The organism is Myxosarcina sp. GI1(2024), assembly GCF_053543375.1.
The window spans coordinates 85,891-104,868 of record NZ_JBKGTY010000013.1 but is presented as its reverse complement, the minus strand read 5'-3'; the positions used below and the strand labels follow the sequence as shown (position 1 = coordinate 104,868).

Sequence of the window (18,978 nt, the reverse complement as noted above, 5' to 3'; positions counted from 1 at the left end):
GTTGTCTCTGTTCCCTACACTGTCTGACTTCTCACAGGGTTGTCACCCCGTCAGCAACAGAACCTAAACTATTCAGAGAAATTACTGAGCTTAATTATAGTTAACTTGATTGCCTGTACACCTTGGAGAAAAGGTTTTGAAAATTTTGGCTCTTTCGATTTGCCGCGATCTTCTCAAGCTTTTCTAACAGTAATTCTTCCTCGCAAGCGAGCGGAGTATTTTATCGTTCATCCTGAAAATAGTTGGCTCCAACTGGTCGGAGGAGAAACTTACGATTTTCAGGCTTGGGTTTCTCAGATTTTTGATAGTGTTAGACTGCTTTCACAGATTATTATTTCACAGCAGCTACCTCTTGATTTTTCTCAGATAAAATTTGTTGCTTCAATTCCTTCTGGTAATTTTATTAACGAGCTTGCAGATTTTTATTTAGAGCGCGATTCGACTATTTTAGCAAGAATTTATTTTTGGCAAAAATTAGAAGCTCGTCATAAGCAAAAGCGAATTTTAAAATTGTTTAAAGAAATAGAAAAGTTTGAAAGTAATATATTGTTTAATTCTCCTAGTGCAGTTGTAGCTCAAAGTACTGAGCTGAAATACGAACATATTTTATTAGCTATTATTAATAGTTTTATACTATGGAAGCGCAGGCTGGATTGAGACTTCATCAGTGATACAGTCGAGTTTAAATAGCGATCGCGGTAAGCCTCGATTAGCTTCATCAATGGTTAATAGTTCTCTACAGTTTAATGTTTCTCACTCACTAGATCTAGATAAGCGTTGACTGTAACGACGATTTGACAGAGAGATAAATAAGGGAGATCGGGAGATAAGCTTTTCTTTGTTTGACTTACGTGCTTTTTGATACTGAACTATTTCCTCAGCTAAATCGGGTCGTAAAACAACTGTTCGGATACTATTTTTACCATCTAACTTAAGATAATGCTGACCGTATGACTCGCTAACATCTCCCAAATTGGCTCGATACATTTCGATACTGCGGCATCCTTGAAGTGCCATACAGTCGAGTAAAATGCGATCGCGTAATACCTGTACCTGTCTAGTTTTATCTCCCCGAATCTTATAAATAGGAGCGACGCTATCGAATATATGCTGTAATTCCTCTAGGGATAAATAACTAATCGTGCTACCAACCTCGCGCCTTTCTCTTGGTGCTTTCACCCCAACAACAGGATTGTTTTTAACCAACTTCTGCGCCAAACAAGCCGTATAAAAATGCTTAATAGCGAGTAAAGACAAACGAATAGTAGGTATTGTTTTCTCGCCATCAACCAAGTGTTTGCGGTATTCTTTAATATTATCCTTTGTAACCAATGCAGGATAAAGTTCTCGCTCCTTGCACCAACTAAGAAATTGCTGAACCCGACTGCGATAAGTTTTAACTGTATCGTTACTCGCATGACCATCAGCGATAGTTAATTTAAGATATCTCTCAAAACAGTCCACCATCGCCTTGACCGTAGGCAAAGTTGAGACAGTACTCACAGGACTTGCTCTCTTGTCAAATCTGAAATCGTCTTTTGAGCGTCGAATTGCCATAGCTTGAGGTGAGATACTTAAGAAAATATTACAGCAAAACAGGTTCTTAGATAATGTAGCGAAAGTATACATCATTATGATGAAAAATAGTAATCAAAATTATGTATAATTAGGACAATAAGTAAAACAGCTTAAAATGAACATTGCTTCACTACTTACCGATTCAGATCTTTCTCCTACCCTGCTCGAAGATCGAGGTGAATATATTCAGGCTGTTCGTCAAGGAGTCCCTGGGAAAATTGTCGAGTTGGCAGTCAAAGCTTTAGGAGAGCGAGATCTGTTTGTCCGCTTGTTGAGTACTAGCTCGGGTAACTTGAATCGGTTTTATCATTCCCAACTACTGACAAGAGTTCAAAGTGAAGGAGTTTTAGACACTTTGAGAGTATTTAAAGGCGCGATCGATGTTTTCGGCGATGAAAACATCGCCAAAGAATGGTTACATACCAGTATTCCCGCTTTGGATAATGAATTACCAATTAACTTGTGCGACACCTTTGAAGGCCGAAGATTGGTCAGAGAATCTCTAGCCGCGATCGAGTATGGCGAGTTTACCTAATGGAGCTGTTTAGGATTACCCGCATTAAATACCTAGAAAACTATACAGGTCGGGGTGGTTCTTTTCTTAGTGGTGCGCGATGGAACGAACCTGGAATACCAGTACTATATCTTGCTTCTACTCCTAGCGTCGCGCTTTTGGAAATGGCGAATTATTTACCAAGTCCCAGACTAATTCCAGCAGATTACAGATTGGGGATTTATTTTCTTCCAGATAATATATCGAGCAAAACTATAACGGTTGAGAATTTACCCTCAGATTGGAGTCGCTATCCCTATCCCTCAAGTACCCAAGAAATAGGCAGCCAATGGCTCAATGAAGGCAACAGTTTAATCTTGTTCGTACCCAGTGTAGCTGTACCCGCAGGCTTAGAAAATATTGCAGTGGTCAATCCGAGACATCCAGAAATAGATCGGTTACAGTTGATATCTGTTGAATCTAGTTTGTATAACGATCGCGCTTTTAAAGGAGTGACTGAATAAATTATAAAAATCCGTTTGAAAAACAAATGGGGAAAGGGGAAAGCGATTGTCTTGAATGTCAAGCTTAATTTGTCGGTACAGGCGATCGCTTTCCCCCGTCGCGAAGCGACTTCCCCTTTACCCCTTACCCAAAACCAAAACGATAAAATCCCTGCAAAAAGTTTACTGTATAGAAGATCGAGTTATCTGCACTAAAAAGCGTTTTGAATCTTACCGCAATCGAGTTCTTAGCTTTTTGATGCTTTATATAGAGCGTTGTATGTGTGCTGCTAAAACTTACCCTTCAGTTGATGATTATCTAGACCAACGGTCTTAATGAGCTTAAAGAGCCAAATTAATCTGTAAAAAAGACGAAGAAACTGAATAAAATCAGATTTTTACGCTAAGTTATTAGATGCTCACGTCTTTAATGATTTTATTCGTACAACTTTTATACAAGACAAATACATCTTTAACTCTAGCCGAACTCTAATTCTCATACATATAGCGTAACAATGAGACATTCTGACGCTAAAATTAATGATAAAATAAGTAAAAATAAAAAACGGTTTTACGAATCTAGTGTCAAAAGTGAATCCGATGTTTCATCTCAAAAAGAAACAAAATCTCCGACAGAAGCACAACTGTGCCAAAAAAGGTTTTATGAAGAATGTCCTAGTAGCGCAATAACCGATACTGTTTATACGGCAGGGGTTATAGGAATGGACTTTTGGGAATCAAAACATGATAGTTTGAACGGGGGGAAAGACTTTTCCTCTGGTCGAGTTGAGTTACAAATAAGAGACAGATTTGACTTGACTGACTTTGCTGAGGTTGCTTATCAAACCAAAGAAGTAATTGCCCATCAGTTTGGCGAACAAACCCTGAAACTACATTACGCCCTAGCTGCAATTGCTTTTCGTAAACCTGAAGCCTGGAAAGAAGAAATTACCGTATCAGCTTCCAAACTTTTAACTGACTTCGGTGAAGATAAAAAAAAGAGACAGTATATAGCTAAAAACCACCGTGAGAACGAGAGCAAAATTAATCGTTATTATTCTAAAAGTGAAAGACTACTTCAAATTGCTCACCAAGCTTATCTACTCAAGAGACTTGAAGTTTGGGTAAGAGAATGGAAAATTCGTCATAAAGGTATTTTTTCACTAAAAATGTCTAATCTTTGGGATATTTCTAGCATCGAAAAAATAGCCCAAAAAAGTCTTGATGGCAACGATAGTATAATCGATATTGAAATAACTTATAGCCCAGGCTCTTGGTTTGAAAAATTTGCTGGTCATGAATATTTGCGAGAATTTGGATATTTGACGGGTGAAACACTCAAACTAGACCCTTATCGAGAAATAATGGCGTTGAGAATAGCCTATTTTGCCCTTTTTGCTTTACAACAGAATAAAAGTGGTTATTTTCAGATAAAAACTCTTTTAACAAGCATTGGTTATGGAAAGGAAATAGAGACTGCAAGAACCGATGGAAGTGCTGCTTTTAATCTAAAACGTAGTTTCGATCGAGGAATTCAAACTCTTGCTAAATTCGAGCATCCTTATACTTTTATTTATGATGATGGCGTTCCAGAATGGACTCGTTCAAATAGCAAAATTAAAAAACCGAGATCTTGGTTTAATAAATGGCTACAGTGTTTTGGTACTTTAAATCAACCAGAAATTAAGCCAAAACCCCAAAAAAATTCCTCACCTAACTACCAGGACGGACATTTCATGAATTCGAGGCGACCGAATCCTACGTCCTTCGGAACAGCTCGCTTTGAGGGCAAAGTTTCCGAAGGAGACGATGACGCATACGCGTCGCCTTCGCCAACAGACTTGCTTTGCAACAAAACCCCATATCCTCCTATTAAAAAGCAGATCTCAATACCTGAAACAGAACTAAGCACAAATTTATTAGCCTTTGGGCAACGAATTAGAAAATCGCGTAAAGCAAATAGAGAAAGTCTGAGAAATATGGCTAAAAAGGTTAATATCTCCCCTTCTCGCTTATCCCAGATTGAGAACGGTTGCTATCCCCACCCAGTTAACACAGAACTCAAGATAAAACTGTTGACTTATTTAGGCATAGAAACATAGCCAAAAAGATAAACAACATATCCACATTGCTCAAAAGCCTTTCAATCAATGGTTTTTGGGGTGTGAAAAGATTTTCATAGTGTTTAGGAAAATTTTTAGCTCCTAAACAGTTATAAAATTTAACAAACTCCAAACATTTGATATAGCATTACTTTTAGCTCCTAAACACTTCGGGGTTATTCGGAAACGTTTCGGGGTTATTCGGAAACGTTTCGGGGTTATTCGGAAACGTTTCGGGGTTATTCGGAAACGTTTTATTTCAAAAAAGTCCTATTTGACAAGCATTTTAGCTCCTAAACACCAAAATTAGTATTTCGGAGATTCTCCTAAACACTCCTAAACACCCCTAAACACTCGCATTTTTACAATCTGGCACAATGATAGTTGCAATATTTACCTGCCAAACAACTATGACCTAAAAATAATTCCGTTCGATTTGTCTGAATAAACGAAAAAAGAGCCTAGACCCACAAGTAGGTATCTAAGCTCCCTTTCCTTTCTTTGAATAATAAAAGAAACAATATTTAACTCGCACTTAGTATTGTATCTTTTATTGTTCGGAATTGCATTGGCGATCTCGTTCGAGGTCTACTTTTTGCTGCGCCAAAATGTCTGGCGTAAATTCGCTATGGGAATTTAAATGCTTGCTGTGTCGTGGTTTAAAGGCTTCCAAATAAATAATGGAGTCTGCATCAATGACGCAAAAATCGTCAAAACAATTTGCTGCCTTAGATAAATCAAATGAAAACCCACTACCTAACCAATTAACACCAGCCGAATATCATGAACTCTACCAAGGAAGCGGAATTCATCCCGATTTGATCGAGCTTAACTTTTTCCACCTTGAAGGTCAGGCAGCATTAGATCGCCTGTTTATTTCCGAAAAACTAAAACGAACTAATTCAGGTGCAATCAGCTATAGCATCCTCAAACGTTATCGCCACATTGAAGCTGGAGGTTGGTGGGTATCGGGAATTGATGTTCTCAACAATTACCATGACGATCTCTGGGGGCAATTTAAACCACTTCAACCTAGACTATCGGCAGATAAAGGCAAAATAATTAAATATGAAGGTCCTCCTAAACACCCAACAGGGATAATTGCCTTAAAAGTTTCTAGGCTTCTTTGGCATAGCGTAGCTGGCATAAACAGTATTAAGCTATTTCTCTCTCCTTTAGCTCTAAGACTCAGCGATCGCACCACACCGATATCATTCTGGGAATGGGTAATAAATAACCCCGAAGTTCCCTTAATTATTACCGAGGGAGCCAAAAAAGCTGCTGCTTTAATTAGTGCAGGTTATGCAGCGATCGCCCTTCCTGGTGTCTTTAATGGCTATCGCCAACCTAAAGATGAATTTGGGCGCAACACGGGACTGGCAAAACTCATTCCCCAACTTCAAGTCTTTGCTACACCAGGGCGCACGGTTTATTTTGCCTTCGATCGGGACACTAAAGCCAGTACCATCGCCAATGTAAATAGTGCGATCGCCAAAACAGGAAAACTTTTTACCAAAGCTGGAGTTGATGTCAAAGTAATTCGCTGGCAAGAAGAGGGGCTGTGTGGCGAATTCAGTTCGCCACCCTGTACGCCCCGTTCAGCAAAAGGGGTTGACGATCTAATTGTCGAACATGGTGCAGAAGCATTTCATCAAGCTTATAGCAAGGCATTATCTTTAGAAACTTGGTTAGTCCGCACCTCAGTTCAGTTAACCTACAAAGCCAATATTCAGGTTAATAGACGCTATCTAGGTAACTTGGGGATAGAGAGCGTGGAAGCATGGGAGCATGGGGACAGACGAGGAGACGGGGAGAAACAAGCATCCCCCAGTCCCCCAGTCCCCCAGTCCCCCAATCCCCCTACCCCCCACACCCTCGAAATCCCCAATACAGCTAAACTAATTGGCTTAAAATCCCCCAAAGGCACGGGTAAAACCCATCTAATCGAACAAATAGTCCAACAAGCCACAAGAGAAGGGAAATGGGTACTGCTATTAACCCACCGCATCCAATTAGGAGAAGCACTGTGTCAGAGGGTGGGATTGCCTTATTTAACGGAAATCAAAACTGTAGAATACGGAACTGTTCTCGGTTACGGACTCTGTATTGATTCATTACACCCAAATTCAGGAGCGAGATTTAATGCTGATAACTGGGAAAATGGGATAGTAATTATCGACGAAGCCGAACAGGTAATTTGGCATATGTTAAATTCTGCTACCTGTACTTCAGAAAGAGTAGAGATTTTAGCTCAGTTTAAAACCCTAATTCAAAATAATCTCTCTGGCGACGGTCAAGTATATCTCGCCGATGCCGATTTATCCGATGTAGCCATTGACTATATCCGTGGACTTGCAGGGTTTCATGTCGAACCCTTTGTCGTAGTAAACGATTGGCAACCTCCCAAAGAACAACACTGGACGATACATAACTATGAAGATAAAAACCCCGCTCATTTGGTTAAAGATTTAGTTAGTCATATCGAAGCTGGTGGCAGACCATTTATTAGCTGTTCGGCTCAGAAACTCAAGTCTAAGTGGGGTACACAAAACTTAGAATCTTATTTGCAGTTAAAATTTCCAGAGAAAAAAATCCTCCGCATCGATTCAGAAACAGTAGCCGATCCGTCCCATCCAGCCTATGGCTGTATCGCCCATCTCAATGAAATACTACCAAACTACGATCTGGCGATCGCTTCTCCCTCGATTGAAACAGGAGTTAGTATCGAATGCGAAAGGACGGATAAACGCCATTCAGAAGTTCCCATTGCTTTTCAACTATTATTGCAGGGAATAGGTTCTAGTTTGGGCAAAATCAAACGAGTACCTCATTTTGATTCGGTGTGGGCGATCGCCCAAGGAGTGCAGACTTCTGATTCGATTCGCCAAGCATTGGCCCGCATTCGTGCTTCGGTACCCCGCTATCTTTGGGCAGCTAAACGAGGTTTTCATAAATCTATGGTAGGCAATGGAGCTACCGTTAAAAAAGCTTTAATTGCCAGCACCAAAAATAAAGCTATTAAAAATATTCGCCTGCTACAGGCTGCTGATTCCTCTCTATCAGATTTAGATCTAGATACCAACTTCCAACCAGAATCCCTAAACACCTGGGCAAAAAGAGGTTGTTATATAAATCTGACTATGCAGAACTATCGCTCATCTATAGTTGAGGGGTTAATTGCGGAGGGACACAAAGTAATCGCTCCCCCCGAACCTAAAACAGAAGTTCCTAATCGAGTTACCGAAGTAGAAGCACAATTAAAACAGGTAGCTCAAACCAAATATCAAGCTGAATGCACTCATGTAGCAGATGCTGATATACCTACCGAGCGAGAGTATCAAACCTTAAAAGACAAACGAGCTAAAACAAAAGAAGAAAGGTGGATCGAACGTAAGGGTAGTTTATTAAGGCGTTACGGTGATAATGTGCCGATTACCCCCGAACTGGTAGCAAAAGATAACGAAGGTTGGTACGGTAAGATACTCTCTCACTATTACCTTACTGTCGGTAGACCCTATCTAATCGAACGAGACTCAAAACAGTTAAGGGCAATCGCCACTCATACCAAAAACCGTTTATGGTTGCCTGATTTCAATCGCTCTTTACTATCTACTTCACTACGTCTGTTAGAAACCTTAATCATAGGTTTGCTTAAACCTAAAGTGGAATATCGAGGTAGCGATCCCAATATTAATTTAATTGCCGAACTAGCGTTGGCTAATCAAAGAGAACTCAAAACTTTTCTTGGACTTACTATAGTTGAATCTGATACCCCAATTAAAATAGTTCAGAAACTACTTAGTCTTTTAGGACTCAAGCTAACCTGTATCGGTCGTCTGGGTTCGAGAAAGGAGCGAGAGAGGGTTTATATGTTTGAGCCTCCCGATGATGGGAGAGAAGAAATCTTTGCCAGTTGGTTGCAAAGAGACAAAAACTTGACTCAAGTAGAACCTACTACAGATATTTATTCCGTGTCCACTATAGGGAAAGATAATAATTTATCTCAACGGGTGGACAGAACAAAAGACCCCGAACCTTTTGTCCAACCAGGGACGATAGTTGAATGGTTCAAAGCCAAAGGAACATGGATCGTACAAGCCACTACTGGCATAGTTGCCAAAATTAGAGATACTTATGGCAAGGAAGTGTTGGTAAACTGCCAAGAATTAAAACCTTGCGAAGAAGCGATAATAAATAATCGGATTGTTTTGAAACAGAAAAAACATGAGCGAATTAGATGCTGATAATTATGGACAACTGCTGGGAGAAATAAAGCACTGAAGGGGTGACAAGGGAGCTAGAAAGATTGCTGGATAATAAACATAGCTCGTAGACCCCTCTGGTAAAAAGGCAGCTTATTGAGATTGAGCCACATCAATTTGTTTATCCATTCCTTCATCAAGGTAAATGAAACCAGCCAGCTACTACCATATAAACCAAGCCAAAAGTAGCTGTTGCGAGTCAAAGATTGTTTAATTTTTCGATGGCGACCGATGTATTTAGACTGACCTCGAAGGCTAAGAGTATGTCCTTTGAACACCGAGTGAGTGTAAGCAATGGCGATGAGCAAAACTAGACGAGTAAGGCGTTCAATCTGAGCTTGCGACCCCTCGAGATTGTAGCCACCTGACTTGCAATCTTTAAACATCGCCTCAATCCCTACGCGCTTTTTATAGGCTTTGACAGCTTCAGGTAAATTGGGTAAATTTGTCAGCAGATACCAGGGTTCCTTTGCCCCCATGCCTCGGTAAATACGTCGCCAATAGACCCCTAAATAAATCCCCGAAACTTGATGCAGTTGAGTGACTTTAGTTTCTTGATAAAACCGTTGGTCTCCTGGATTAACGTCTAGGTCTTTTAAGGGAGTAAAACCTAATTGAGTTACCATTATCTTCGTACTCTTTCTCTGTCGAAGCACAAAGTAGACCTGCTGCTGGGTCAGCCACTTAGCTAGTTCAACACTCTGGAATTCTCTGTCTCCTAAAATAACGATTTGGTGTTGTTTAAACAGCTTCAATACTGGACGTAATATGGCTTTTTGTTGAGCGAAGTTACTGGCTCCTTTCTTCTCTAGAAACTGCCAGTATATAGGCAAAGCTCTTTTCGCCATCACTACTCCAACCATGAACAGATTTTTATCTTGCCATTGAGTTCTATCTAAGACTAGATAAATTGTCTGGTCTGGCAAGAATTTCTTTTGAACTACTTCTTTGACTATGGGAAACCAGACTAACGAAACTGATAAAGCTGAGGACTTCAAAAACCTTTGGATTCGGCGACGACGGCTCTCATATTTAATTGGTAAAGGGAAGTATGCAGCTAGTCTTTCTATCTTTACTTGTTTGTAGGTCTGGATAAGGTATACCAGCACTTCCAAAGTAATTAGTTGGTCATCACTCAGATAACGTGAAAGATGATTGCGGTACAATTGGTTTAACATTTTTTAGGGTTCGGTCGGATTCTCAATAACTGACCGAATCTTTTTTACCATAGGTTGTCTCTGTTCCCTACACTGTCTGACTTCTCACAGGGTTGTCACCCCGTCAGAATAAAGCAGCATATTCGTTCTGCTCAGTATGAAGCTCTCAAAGCAGTTAACCAAAAATTAATCGCTCTTTACTGGGAGATTGGCAAATCGATTGTAACTCGACAACAAGGAGAAACTTGGGGAAAGTCAGTGGTAGAACAGCTAGCCCAAGATTTGCAACAGGAATTTCCAGGAATTAGCGGTTTTTCGGCTCGAAATATCTGGAATATGCGTAGTTTTTATCTAGAATACAGTCAAAATGTAAAACTGCAACCAATGGTTGCAGAAATTAGCTGGACGCATAATTTGATAATTATGCAGAAGTGCAAAGATGATAGAATGCGCGAGTTCTATATCCGTATGACACGGAAGTTTGGTTGGACAAAAAATGTTTTAATTCATCAAATTGAGAATCAAAGTTACCAAAAAATCTTGCTCAATCAAACCAATTTCGACAAAGCAGTATTAGAGAATATTCGCTCCCAGGCTAAGCTAGCAGTAAAAGACGAATACACCTTTGATTTTTTGGAATTGGCAGACGAACATAGCGAACGTCAGTTAGAACAGGCAATATTATCTGCCGTAGAACCGTTTTTACAAGAAATGGGAGGAATGTTTGCTTTTGTTGGCAGTCAGTATAGATTAGAAGTTGGCGACAAGGAATACTTTATCGATTTGCTATTATTCCACCGTCGATTGAAGTGTTTAGTAGCAATCGAATTAAAAATTGGGGAGTTTCTCCCAGAATATGTGGGCAAAATGCAGTTTTATCTGTCAGCACTGGATGATTTGGTACGTTTACCCGAAGAAAATTCACCCATCGGAATTATTCTGTGTAAATCAAAGCAGAGAACTATTGTTGAATATGCCCTCAAAGAATCCAATCAGCCGATAGGGGTGGCTACCTATCGAATTGTTTCAACGCTACCTCAAGAATTAAAAGACCAGCTTCCAGATCCCGAACAGGTAGCTAGGTTGTTAGAAGGAATGGAATAAGTTTAGTATTAATATTAATTACAGTATAGATTATCTGAACTTCAATCGCTTGACTGCCCTACGTTTTCTGCCTTCACCGCGACGGTCGTATTGGGGTTGAGCCGAGGTTCATGTAAAATCATGCCACTAACCTTAGCAGACATGAAAAATGGCACTTATCAAGAGCATTAGCAGACGTAGAACCCCAGTTTTTCGTTAATTCACTTCTGCTAATAGCACTTAGCAGACAAGCAAGAGTCGTGAAAAGTCAAAAATTGAAAGCCCTGTGTGTCAATGGTTTCAGGGAGATGTGGCACGATTTCGCACGTATCTCGGCTTGACCCCATATTATCTTAATGGAGGCTGAATAGAAAAAGGGGCTAAAGCTGGACAATAGTAATTGGCAATTTCTTTTGCAATCGCATCAGGACGAATAATTTTATCAAGATTGCAAAATAAAATAACGGTGAGGCGATCGTCGATAAAGCGGGTTATATTGCTAGCAAATCCCACAATCGATCCGTTATGAGCGACAACACGTTTATTTTGGTAATCGGGCATGAACCATCCTAAACCCGCCCTCAAATATCCAGCGTATCTTTCGGGTTGCCAAATCTTTTTATTTAGATGAAGGAGGATGATGTGTCCACATTAAATCAAGTGTCGATTGTTGTAATAATGTAGGATTGCATAACTCTCGTTCGTATTTCACCATATCTTCGATACTTGATAGCTGTCCGCCAGCAGAAAAAGTTACCGAAGGACTATAGTAAGGTTTGTTGATTAATTTATCTTTGTGAATGATAACCAGAAGAACGGTGAGGTACTATTTCGTTAGGATTATTCATTCTGGTAGCAGTCATATTTAAAGGCTTAAACAAACGCTCCTGCATCAAATCGGCGTAGGATTTGCCTGTTATCTGCTGAAGCATCATGCCCAACAGATAATAACCAGTATTGTCATAACTAGAATATTCTCCTGGCTGAAACATGAGAGGTAAATCTCTTACCAAGTCGATAATCTCTGTTTGAGATAACCGATAACGAATAACATCCGTCCAGTAATTGTCTACTTCTGTATAGCTAGGAAGTCCAGATTGATGAGATAATATATGTCTTACCGTTACTGAATGCCAGGCTTGAGGTAAATTATCTAGATATTCAGCGACCGCTCTATCTAATTCGATGACCCTTTCTTCCATCAACATCATCACCACAGAAGCAGTAAATGTTTTGCCTACTGAAGCAACCTCATAAACTGTCTTTTCTGTTGCAGGAACAGAATGTTCCAAATTAGCAATTCCATAACCTTTTACCAGTAACGGTTTACCTTCTTTGACAACCGCAACAGACATACTTGGTATCTGCTTTTCGGTCATTACATTTTGAATATACTCATCAATCATGGTTAATCGATTAATCTTCGTAGTAGTGGGTAAGATAGTCAGGAATACTGTGCGTTTTATTTAGTTTAAGTTTGAATTATTATTCAGTAGTAAACAAGATAATGAGAGATAGTAAATCTAATATCTCTCGTAAATGAAGCGAAACTGGCAACCAGAAGAACTAATCGAACACTGGACTCTTATCCGCACTGAATTAGACCTCTTGAGAGGGAAAACAGCTACTAATCGATTGGGAATAGCTCTATTACTCAAATATTTTCAGTACGAAGGTCGTTTCCCCACATCTAAAGCCGAAATTCCTAGTGAAGTCATTCGTTATGTCGCTCAACTTCTTTCTGTTTCTCCTGACAGATTCGATAACTATGATTGGCAAGGACGAACCATAAAAGCCCATCGTGCCATTGTTCGTGACTTTCTTGGTATAACCGAAGCAACAGTTAAAGATGCTCAAAACCTTACGGCATGGTTATCAACTCAAGTTTTAGCTTACGACCTCAAACCAGAATCTCTCAAAATAGCTGCTAAAGAGCGTTTGCACCATCTTAAAATTGAACCTCCCACACAAGAAAGACTACAACGTCTTATCCGTTCGGCAATTCGGAGTTTTGAAGATAGTTTCTGTAACCAAACTGCTCAACAGCTATCGTCATCAGTTCGCACAAAGTTAGATGAGCTATTAAAAACCACTTCAGAGACTGATAATTCAGAAGAATCAGAAGAGACGGAAAACACTGCTCCTCACAATACTCCTTCTCCTTTAGCCATTTTCAAAAGCGACCCAGGACGCATCGGGCTAGATAGCTTAATCTCCGAAGCAGCCAAATTACAACAACTGCGCCAACTGGAATTACCAGATAATCTCTTTAGCGGAATCTCTAATAAAGTTCTGCAAATTTACAAACAGCGAGTTGCCGTAGAACCACCAAGAGAGCTACGCCGTCACTCAGATAGCCGACGTTACACTTTGTTATCTGCTTTTTGCTGCCTGAGAACTCAAGAAATTACCGATAAATTAGTCGAAATACTCATTCAAATCATACACCGCATCAACTCCAGAGCCGAAAGACGAGTCAGCAAAGAACTTCTGGATGATTTTAAGAAAGTCAGTGGCAAGACAGGTATTCTGTTTCAGTTAGCAGAAGCAGCAATGGACAAGCCTGATGGGGTAATTAAGGAAGTAATTTATCCTGTGGTGGGCGAAGTGACTTTGAAGAATCTAGTACGGGAATTCAAATCAACGGGAACGGCATATAAGGAAAAGGTTTACACAGTCATGCGAAGCTCCTATGGCAACCACTATCGACGGATGCTGCCCTTTCTACTAAATCTTTTAGAATTTCGCTCCAACAATGAGATACACCAACCCGTCATTGAAGCCTTAGAGCTACTGAAAAAGTACATTGGTAGTCGGGAAAGATATTACGATGAAACGGAAAATGTCCCAACCGACGGTATCATCGAAGCTAGTTTATCAGAACTGATTTTAGAAACCAAAGATGATGGCAGCGTTAAAATCAACCGTATCAACTACGAACTAGCAGTGCTTCAGGCTCTACGAGATGGATTGAGGTGTAAAGAAATTTGGGTAGTCGGAGCAAATCGCTATCGTAACCCTGAAGAAGACTTGCCCACTGACTTTGAGCAGCAAAAAGAAGCCTATTATCAAGCACTCCAACAGCCAGAAGATGTCGAAGCATTCATCAGCAATCTTCAGCAACAAATGACAGATGGCTTGGCAAAACTAAATCGAGGGATGCCCAAAAACGATCCAGTTAAGATTCTTATCAAAAATAACGGCTGGATTAAATTATCTCCTTTTGCTGCTTTACCCGAACCCTTAAATCTAAAACGTCTCAAGAAAGAAATCGAGCAAAGGTGGTCAATGACTAGCTTGCTAGATATGCTCAAGGAAACCGATTTAGGAATCAACTTTACCAAACATTTCAGAAGCGTATCTAGTAGAGAAAATCTTAACCCCAAAGTATTACAGAAACGTCTGCTAATTGACCTCTATGGCTTGGGGACGAATACAGGCATCAAACGTTTAAGCTTGGGTGATTTAGGCGAAAAATATCAAGATTTGCTCTATGTCAGACGCAAATTTATTCATAAATCACAGTTAAGAAATGCCATTGCTGAGATTGTGAACGCTACCTTTGCAGCTAAACTGCCACAGATATGGGGAGAAGGCACGACTACCTGTGCCAGTGACTCGAAAAAGTTTGGTGCTTCGGATCAGAATCTAATGACTGAATGGCACATCCGCTATGGTGGTCGAGGAGTTATGATTTATTGGCACGTCGATAAGAATTCGGCTTGTATTTATTCTCAATTAAAAACTTGTTCGAGTAGTGAGGTGGCAGCAATGATTGAAGGTTTACTGCGTCACTGCACCAATATGAAGGTGGAGAAGAATTATGTTGATAGTCACGGACAGTCTGAAGTCGCTTTTGCCTTCACGCATCTGTTGGGCTTTAATCTGATGCCCCGACTCAAAGCGATTCACAAACAAAAACTATATCTTCCCCACACTGGTCAAAGTAATGCTTATCCTAATTTAAAACCAATTCTGACTCGCTCAATTAATTGGGATTTGATTCGCCAACAGTACGACCAAATGATTAAATATGCGACGGCTTTGAGACTAGGTACAGCAGAAACAGAAGCTATACTCAAACGGTTTACCCGTTCAAATTTGAGTCATCCAACCTATCGTGCTTTGGCTGAACTAGGAAAAGTCATCAAAACCATTTTCCTTTGTAAATATCTGCATTCAGAAGCACTGCGTCGGGAAGTCAATGAGTCGTTGAATGTTGTGGAGAGTTGGAATAATGCCAATGGATTTATCTTTTTTGGCAAAGGTAAGGAAATAGCGACTAATCGCATGGAAGACCAAGAGGTAGCCGTTTTATCTTTGCACCTATTACAGTCATGTTTGGTATATGTGAACACCCTAATGATTCAGGATGTGCTGTCCGAACCAGAGTGGATGAAGATAATGAAACCCGATGATTTGAGAGCATTGACACCACTAATTTGGAGTCATGTAAATCCGTATGGAACTTTCCGTTTGAATCTTGATGAAAGGCTACCAATTCAAATTGCTGCTTAATTTCAATGATGAAGTGTATATGGGGCAAGGGTTTTAGGCTAGATTGCCCCTGGTGACAGCTTCGCTAGTTTCACCCCAAGATCCAGGTTTGGTAATTTTAGATGAAGCATCCTCCCGTCTCGATCCGACCACAGAGATATTAATCGAACGTGCCACTGAAGAACTACTCAAACATCGCACCGCTATTATTATTGCCCACCGGCTCAAAACCATACAGAAAGCCGACCAAATCTTAATTTTAGAGCGAGGAAAAGTCGCCGAATACGGCGATCGCGCTACTCTAGCTCAAGATTCTCACTCTCGATTTTCTAGTCTACTAAAACTGAATAAGGGATTTTGAGAGCGATCTCTTTGACCTGAATCTTTACCTATATTTATTACCAATTTAGGACATTAATATTTAAATAGAACAGGTAATATAGGTCGAGCATCAAATACTTTTTCTTGGCTACCGCGATCGAAAGTTATTTCCAGCAACGGTTCGGAAGCAGGTGCTATATTCAAAACTTTATTGTTTTTTAGCCAACTGATGATTTCGCTATCTCGACGTTTACCTGACTGAACTTTAATACTGATATCAGTTATACGTTTGACTTGTGAAGGGTGGTTTATGTACTTTAAATTTTGCGGTACTCTTCGGTCTAAGATGTTGCTATACTTTAGGCGTTCGGGAAGCATAAAGATAAAGGGTTCGGTAATGTTTTTCTGATTCTGCTCTGAATAATAATGATAATTATCGTTTATTAAATCTTTAACTACCTGGCGATCGAGCTTGGCTAAATTGTCGTGCTGATGGTTTCTACTAAGTCCAATGCCAAAAGGTGATGTGCGAGTTTCTTGCCAATTGGCTCTCGCTGCAAAATTGATTATCGTATCCGAGCAGCCGCAATCATTTTCTACCCAGACGAGAGCCAAAAAAGTATTTTCAAAAAAGAACAGCTTAGATAGCGTACCCTGAGAGTTGCTCCTAATTATAGTTTGAGGGCAAAACAAGCCAAATTCTTGAAGAATTGAAGCTGCTTTCAATCCATACTTCGTGCAGATAAACAGACGATCTATAGTTAAAGAAAAATTACTCTGTTCGCTCAAACTAGATTGAATACTATTGTGGTTTAAAAGTGTTGATAATCGAGCAGTACTCAACTGAGTTTTATCCGCAACTATCATTTTTGATTTCCATTACATTTTTAGCATTACTTGATGTATTATGTTGTCGCTCTAATCGTCTATATGAAACATAGTTTGATGTCTCGATCGGCAACGCTATTTTTTCAGATTGATGTTGGCTAAAATAACATTTTCTTTTGTGGTAAGTATATTCACATAAATCGTCTCACTATCAATATCTTTTTGCAATAAGATTTATGTTAACTTATGATAAATTTTGTTGGTACAAAAAAACTTATCAACAAAAATGGCTGAAATCAAGCGACTTTATAGTATATACTTTTACAAAACTTCTATTGTTTAAACGGCAACACATCTACTATTAGATGCGAAAGAATCCAAATTATATGTCGGTATTTACACTGAAATTAAAGAAAAATTTATTTACGTTTTCTTTCTAAGAAACTAAAATCTGCTATAAGTAATACAGAACCGTAACTACACAAGTATGAGTAGCCAAATTCAGGAAGCTAAAGTAGCTACACGATTCAATTATGATGTTTTAAACTTCCAGCAGCGTAACGAAATCGAGCAGACAACCGCAGCAATTAAAGAAAGGCTGCGGAAAGCGGCGCAAGACATTTGGGAAATTGGACGGATGTTGAGTGAAGTTCAATCGAAACTCCAGCGCGGTCAATTTGATGATTGGATAAAAACAGAGTTTGATTGGAGTCGCCGCACGGCTTATAAATTTATTAGCGTTTATAAAAGATTCGATCGCCGCGTCAATTTAGAAGAAATCAATATAGCCACTTCTGCTTTGTATCTTTTAGCGGCAGAATCAACACCAGAAGAAATTCGCGAAGACTATATCCAGAGAGCTAGAGAAGGAGAAAAAGTTAGCCATCAAGAAGTATCGCAGGTTGTTAGAGAAGCTAAAAACAAGAGGACGCGACACCTGGGGTCGCCCCAGGTGCGCGAGTCGTCCGTATTGACTCCAGCGGTAGAGAAACCAGAATTGCTGGTAGATGACGATACTACTGAAGACAACTCAACTATAATTTTGCCGACAAGACATACTTCCAGCCAACAGCTAACTTCAATTCCTACTCCACCAACTGAAAATCCTCTTTCTGATACCTCGATCGCTTCTAGCCCTGCTTCCCAAACTAAGCTGGTTATCGAGCGGGGTTGGTATCAACTCGGCGAAAAACATAGAGTCTACTGTGGCGATACGGCGTTGTCTGGTTTTTCCAAGAGTATTCCCTACGCTGCTCTGGCGGTCGCAATTACCGCCAATGACTGGGCACACGACTGGTTGATTGAAAAGGCTAAAACCATAGTCGTGTTTCCTGAGTCTGAGTTTGACAGACAAAAGCTCACGGGTTTAATTGTGATGTTTTCTGCTCCAGAAGACAAAATTATTTTTCCCTGGCTGCCTTATGCCGAAATGATTGCTATTACCCACCAGTTGGGAAGACAAGTTTATGCAGGAGACATAGATGCTGAAAAATGCCAAGCAGCAGTTAACTCTACGAGTTTAGCTTTAGAAGCGATGTAAATTGAAGTCAGTAGTTTAGTGAATTTTCTGCACTATTTTAAATTTTAAGAAAAGAGCGATCGCTTCAATATCGTTTTTATATACTTTTGCAAAGTAGGTGTCGGTTTTCCAAACTACCCACTTGAGAATAGTTACAAACTGATCAAAGCCAGCATCGGCAATCGCTGGAGCGATTCCACAGCGAAGCTGTGGGACGAACGGAGTTCGTCGCTTTGAGAGCATACCTCACTGCCAAGAGCGAGAATCGATATCTTCAACAAACAGCATCCCCGTGTCTCGACAAAGACGAAGAGCTAGTTTGAACTCTTTTTTCCTAGTTTTGTTGTTTTCCAGTCTCCCGTGCTCTTCTGCTGTCTATGCACTCTGCGTCCCATCGGAATACACATCGGAGTATTAGCAAGAGGATCGGGGACGATACGAGATTCTAAATTAAATACCTCGCGCACCATTTCCTCAGTCATTACCCGTTCTGGAGTTCCTGTAGTGTATACTTTTCCCTGCTGCACGGCTACTAAATAATCTGCGTAGCGACAAGCCAGATTGAGGTCATGTAAAACCATGACCTGAAGGGGTGACAAGGGAGCTAGAAAGATTGCTGGATAATAAACATAGCT

Annotated in this window: 16 protein-coding genes and 2 pseudogenes; 10 read left to right on the top strand and 8 right to left on the bottom strand. The window is 40.1% G+C overall.

The genetic code is table 11. From position 1 onward, the window contains the following. The first annotated feature begins 105 nt into the window (after window positions 1-105). Entirely contained in the window at window positions 106-657 is a 552-nt protein-coding gene (locus tag ACLFKQ_RS27960; protein WP_449002913.1) for a hypothetical protein, read from the top strand. A gap of 96 nt (window positions 658-753) precedes the next feature. Here the strand turns inward: ACLFKQ_RS27960 and ACLFKQ_RS27955 are convergent, their stop codons facing one another. Then, window positions 754-1,503: a tyrosine-type recombinase/integrase gene (locus ACLFKQ_RS27955; RefSeq protein ID WP_449002912.1), complete on the bottom strand. Its 750-nt coding sequence runs from the start codon at window positions 1,501-1,503 to the stop codon at window positions 754-756. Between the two features lie 190 nt (window positions 1,504-1,693). On the opposite strand from ACLFKQ_RS27955, the gene ACLFKQ_RS27950 reads away from it, so the two are divergent. From ACLFKQ_RS27950 to ACLFKQ_RS27935, 4 genes are all read left to right on the top strand, one after another. Further along, a complete protein-coding gene (locus ACLFKQ_RS27950; RefSeq protein ID WP_449002911.1) occupies window positions 1,694-2,113 on the top strand; it encodes an antitoxin Xre/MbcA/ParS toxin-binding domain-containing protein in 420 nt (139 codons plus the stop codon). Then, window positions 2,113-2,595, top strand: a complete 483-nt coding sequence (locus ACLFKQ_RS27945; protein WP_449002910.1) for an RES family NAD+ phosphorylase — start codon at window positions 2,113-2,115, stop codon at window positions 2,593-2,595. Before ACLFKQ_RS27950 ends, ACLFKQ_RS27945 begins: the two co-directional genes overlap by 1 nt. A gap of 15 nt (window positions 2,596-2,610) precedes the next feature. Next, window positions 2,611-2,790 (top strand): hypothetical protein, encoded by a 180-nt coding sequence (locus tag ACLFKQ_RS27940; RefSeq protein ID WP_449002909.1) that lies wholly within the window; start codon window positions 2,611-2,613, stop codon window positions 2,788-2,790. A gap of 299 nt (window positions 2,791-3,089) precedes the next feature. Next, window positions 3,090-4,676, top strand: coding sequence for a helix-turn-helix domain-containing protein (locus ACLFKQ_RS27935; RefSeq protein ID WP_449002908.1), 1,587 nt, complete (start codon window positions 3,090-3,092; stop codon window positions 4,674-4,676). A gap of 550 nt (window positions 4,677-5,226) precedes the next feature. On the opposite strand, the gene ACLFKQ_RS27930 is transcribed toward ACLFKQ_RS27935, so the two are convergent. Next, window positions 5,227-5,349 carry a hypothetical protein gene (locus tag ACLFKQ_RS27930; RefSeq protein WP_449002907.1) on the bottom strand — a complete coding sequence of 41 codons (123 nt, stop codon included), beginning with the start codon at window positions 5,347-5,349 and terminating at the stop codon, window positions 5,227-5,229. Between the two features lie 22 nt (window positions 5,350-5,371). Between ACLFKQ_RS27930 and ACLFKQ_RS27925 the strand changes: the two genes are divergently transcribed. After that, the gene (locus tag ACLFKQ_RS27925) at window positions 5,372-8,920 is read left to right on the top strand and encodes a plasmid replication protein, CyRepA1 family (protein ID WP_449002906.1); all 3,549 of its coding nucleotides are present in this window, start codon (window positions 5,372-5,374) and stop codon (window positions 8,918-8,920) included. Between the two features lie 53 nt (window positions 8,921-8,973). Here the strand turns inward: ACLFKQ_RS27925 and ACLFKQ_RS27920 are convergent, their stop codons facing one another. Continuing rightward, complete coding sequence (locus ACLFKQ_RS27920) at window positions 8,974-10,116, bottom strand: IS4 family transposase (protein ID WP_448998311.1); 1,143 nt, start codon at window positions 10,114-10,116, stop codon at window positions 8,974-8,976. 54 nt (window positions 10,117-10,170) lie between these two features. On the opposite strand from ACLFKQ_RS27920, the gene ACLFKQ_RS27915 reads away from it, so the two are divergent. Then, entirely contained in the window at window positions 10,171-11,199 is a 1,029-nt protein-coding gene (locus ACLFKQ_RS27915; RefSeq protein WP_449002905.1) for a PDDEXK nuclease domain-containing protein, read from the top strand. Between the two features lie 327 nt (window positions 11,200-11,526). Here the strand turns inward: ACLFKQ_RS27915 and ACLFKQ_RS27910 are convergent, their stop codons facing one another. Together ACLFKQ_RS27910 and ACLFKQ_RS27905 are read right to left on the bottom strand one after the other, a co-directional pair. Next, window positions 11,527-11,739: a hypothetical protein gene (locus tag ACLFKQ_RS27910; protein ID WP_449002904.1), complete on the bottom strand. Its 213-nt coding sequence runs from the start codon at window positions 11,737-11,739 to the stop codon at window positions 11,527-11,529. A gap of 227 nt (window positions 11,740-11,966) precedes the next feature. Continuing rightward, a complete protein-coding gene (locus tag ACLFKQ_RS27905; RefSeq protein WP_449002903.1) occupies window positions 11,967-12,533 on the bottom strand; it encodes a serine hydrolase domain-containing protein in 567 nt (188 codons plus the stop codon). Between the two features lie 184 nt (window positions 12,534-12,717). Here ACLFKQ_RS27905 and ACLFKQ_RS27900 point away from each other — a divergent pair, with 184 nt between their 5' ends. Both ACLFKQ_RS27900 and ACLFKQ_RS27895 read left to right on the top strand, forming a co-directional pair. Next, window positions 12,718-15,696, top strand: coding sequence for a Tn3 family transposase (locus ACLFKQ_RS27900; RefSeq protein ID WP_449002902.1), 2,979 nt, complete (start codon window positions 12,718-12,720; stop codon window positions 15,694-15,696). A gap of 73 nt (window positions 15,697-15,769) precedes the next feature. After that, window positions 15,770-16,036, top strand: a pseudogene (locus tag ACLFKQ_RS27895) (ABC transporter ATP-binding protein); the annotation flags it as partial. Between the two features lie 53 nt (window positions 16,037-16,089). On the opposite strand, the gene ACLFKQ_RS27890 reads toward ACLFKQ_RS27895, so the two are convergent. Next, window positions 16,090-16,863, bottom strand: coding sequence for a hypothetical protein (locus ACLFKQ_RS27890; RefSeq protein ID WP_449002901.1), 774 nt, complete (start codon window positions 16,861-16,863; stop codon window positions 16,090-16,092). Window positions 16,864-17,311: 448 nt separating this feature from the next. Here ACLFKQ_RS27890 and ACLFKQ_RS27885 point away from each other — a divergent pair, with 448 nt between their 5' ends. Then, window positions 17,312-18,364 carry a DUF3102 domain-containing protein gene (locus tag ACLFKQ_RS27885; protein ID WP_449002900.1) on the top strand — a complete coding sequence of 351 codons (1,053 nt, stop codon included), beginning with the start codon at window positions 17,312-17,314 and terminating at the stop codon, window positions 18,362-18,364. 15 nt (window positions 18,365-18,379) lie between these two features. Here ACLFKQ_RS27885 and ACLFKQ_RS27880 read toward each other — a convergent pair whose 3' ends face one another. Continuing rightward, window positions 18,380-18,586, bottom strand: a complete 207-nt coding sequence (locus ACLFKQ_RS27880) for a hypothetical protein (RefSeq protein ID WP_449002899.1) — start codon at window positions 18,584-18,586, stop codon at window positions 18,380-18,382. A 71-nt stretch (window positions 18,587-18,657) separates the two neighbouring features. Then, window positions 18,658-18,978 (bottom strand): annotated as a pseudogene (locus ACLFKQ_RS27875) (hypothetical protein); the annotation flags it as partial.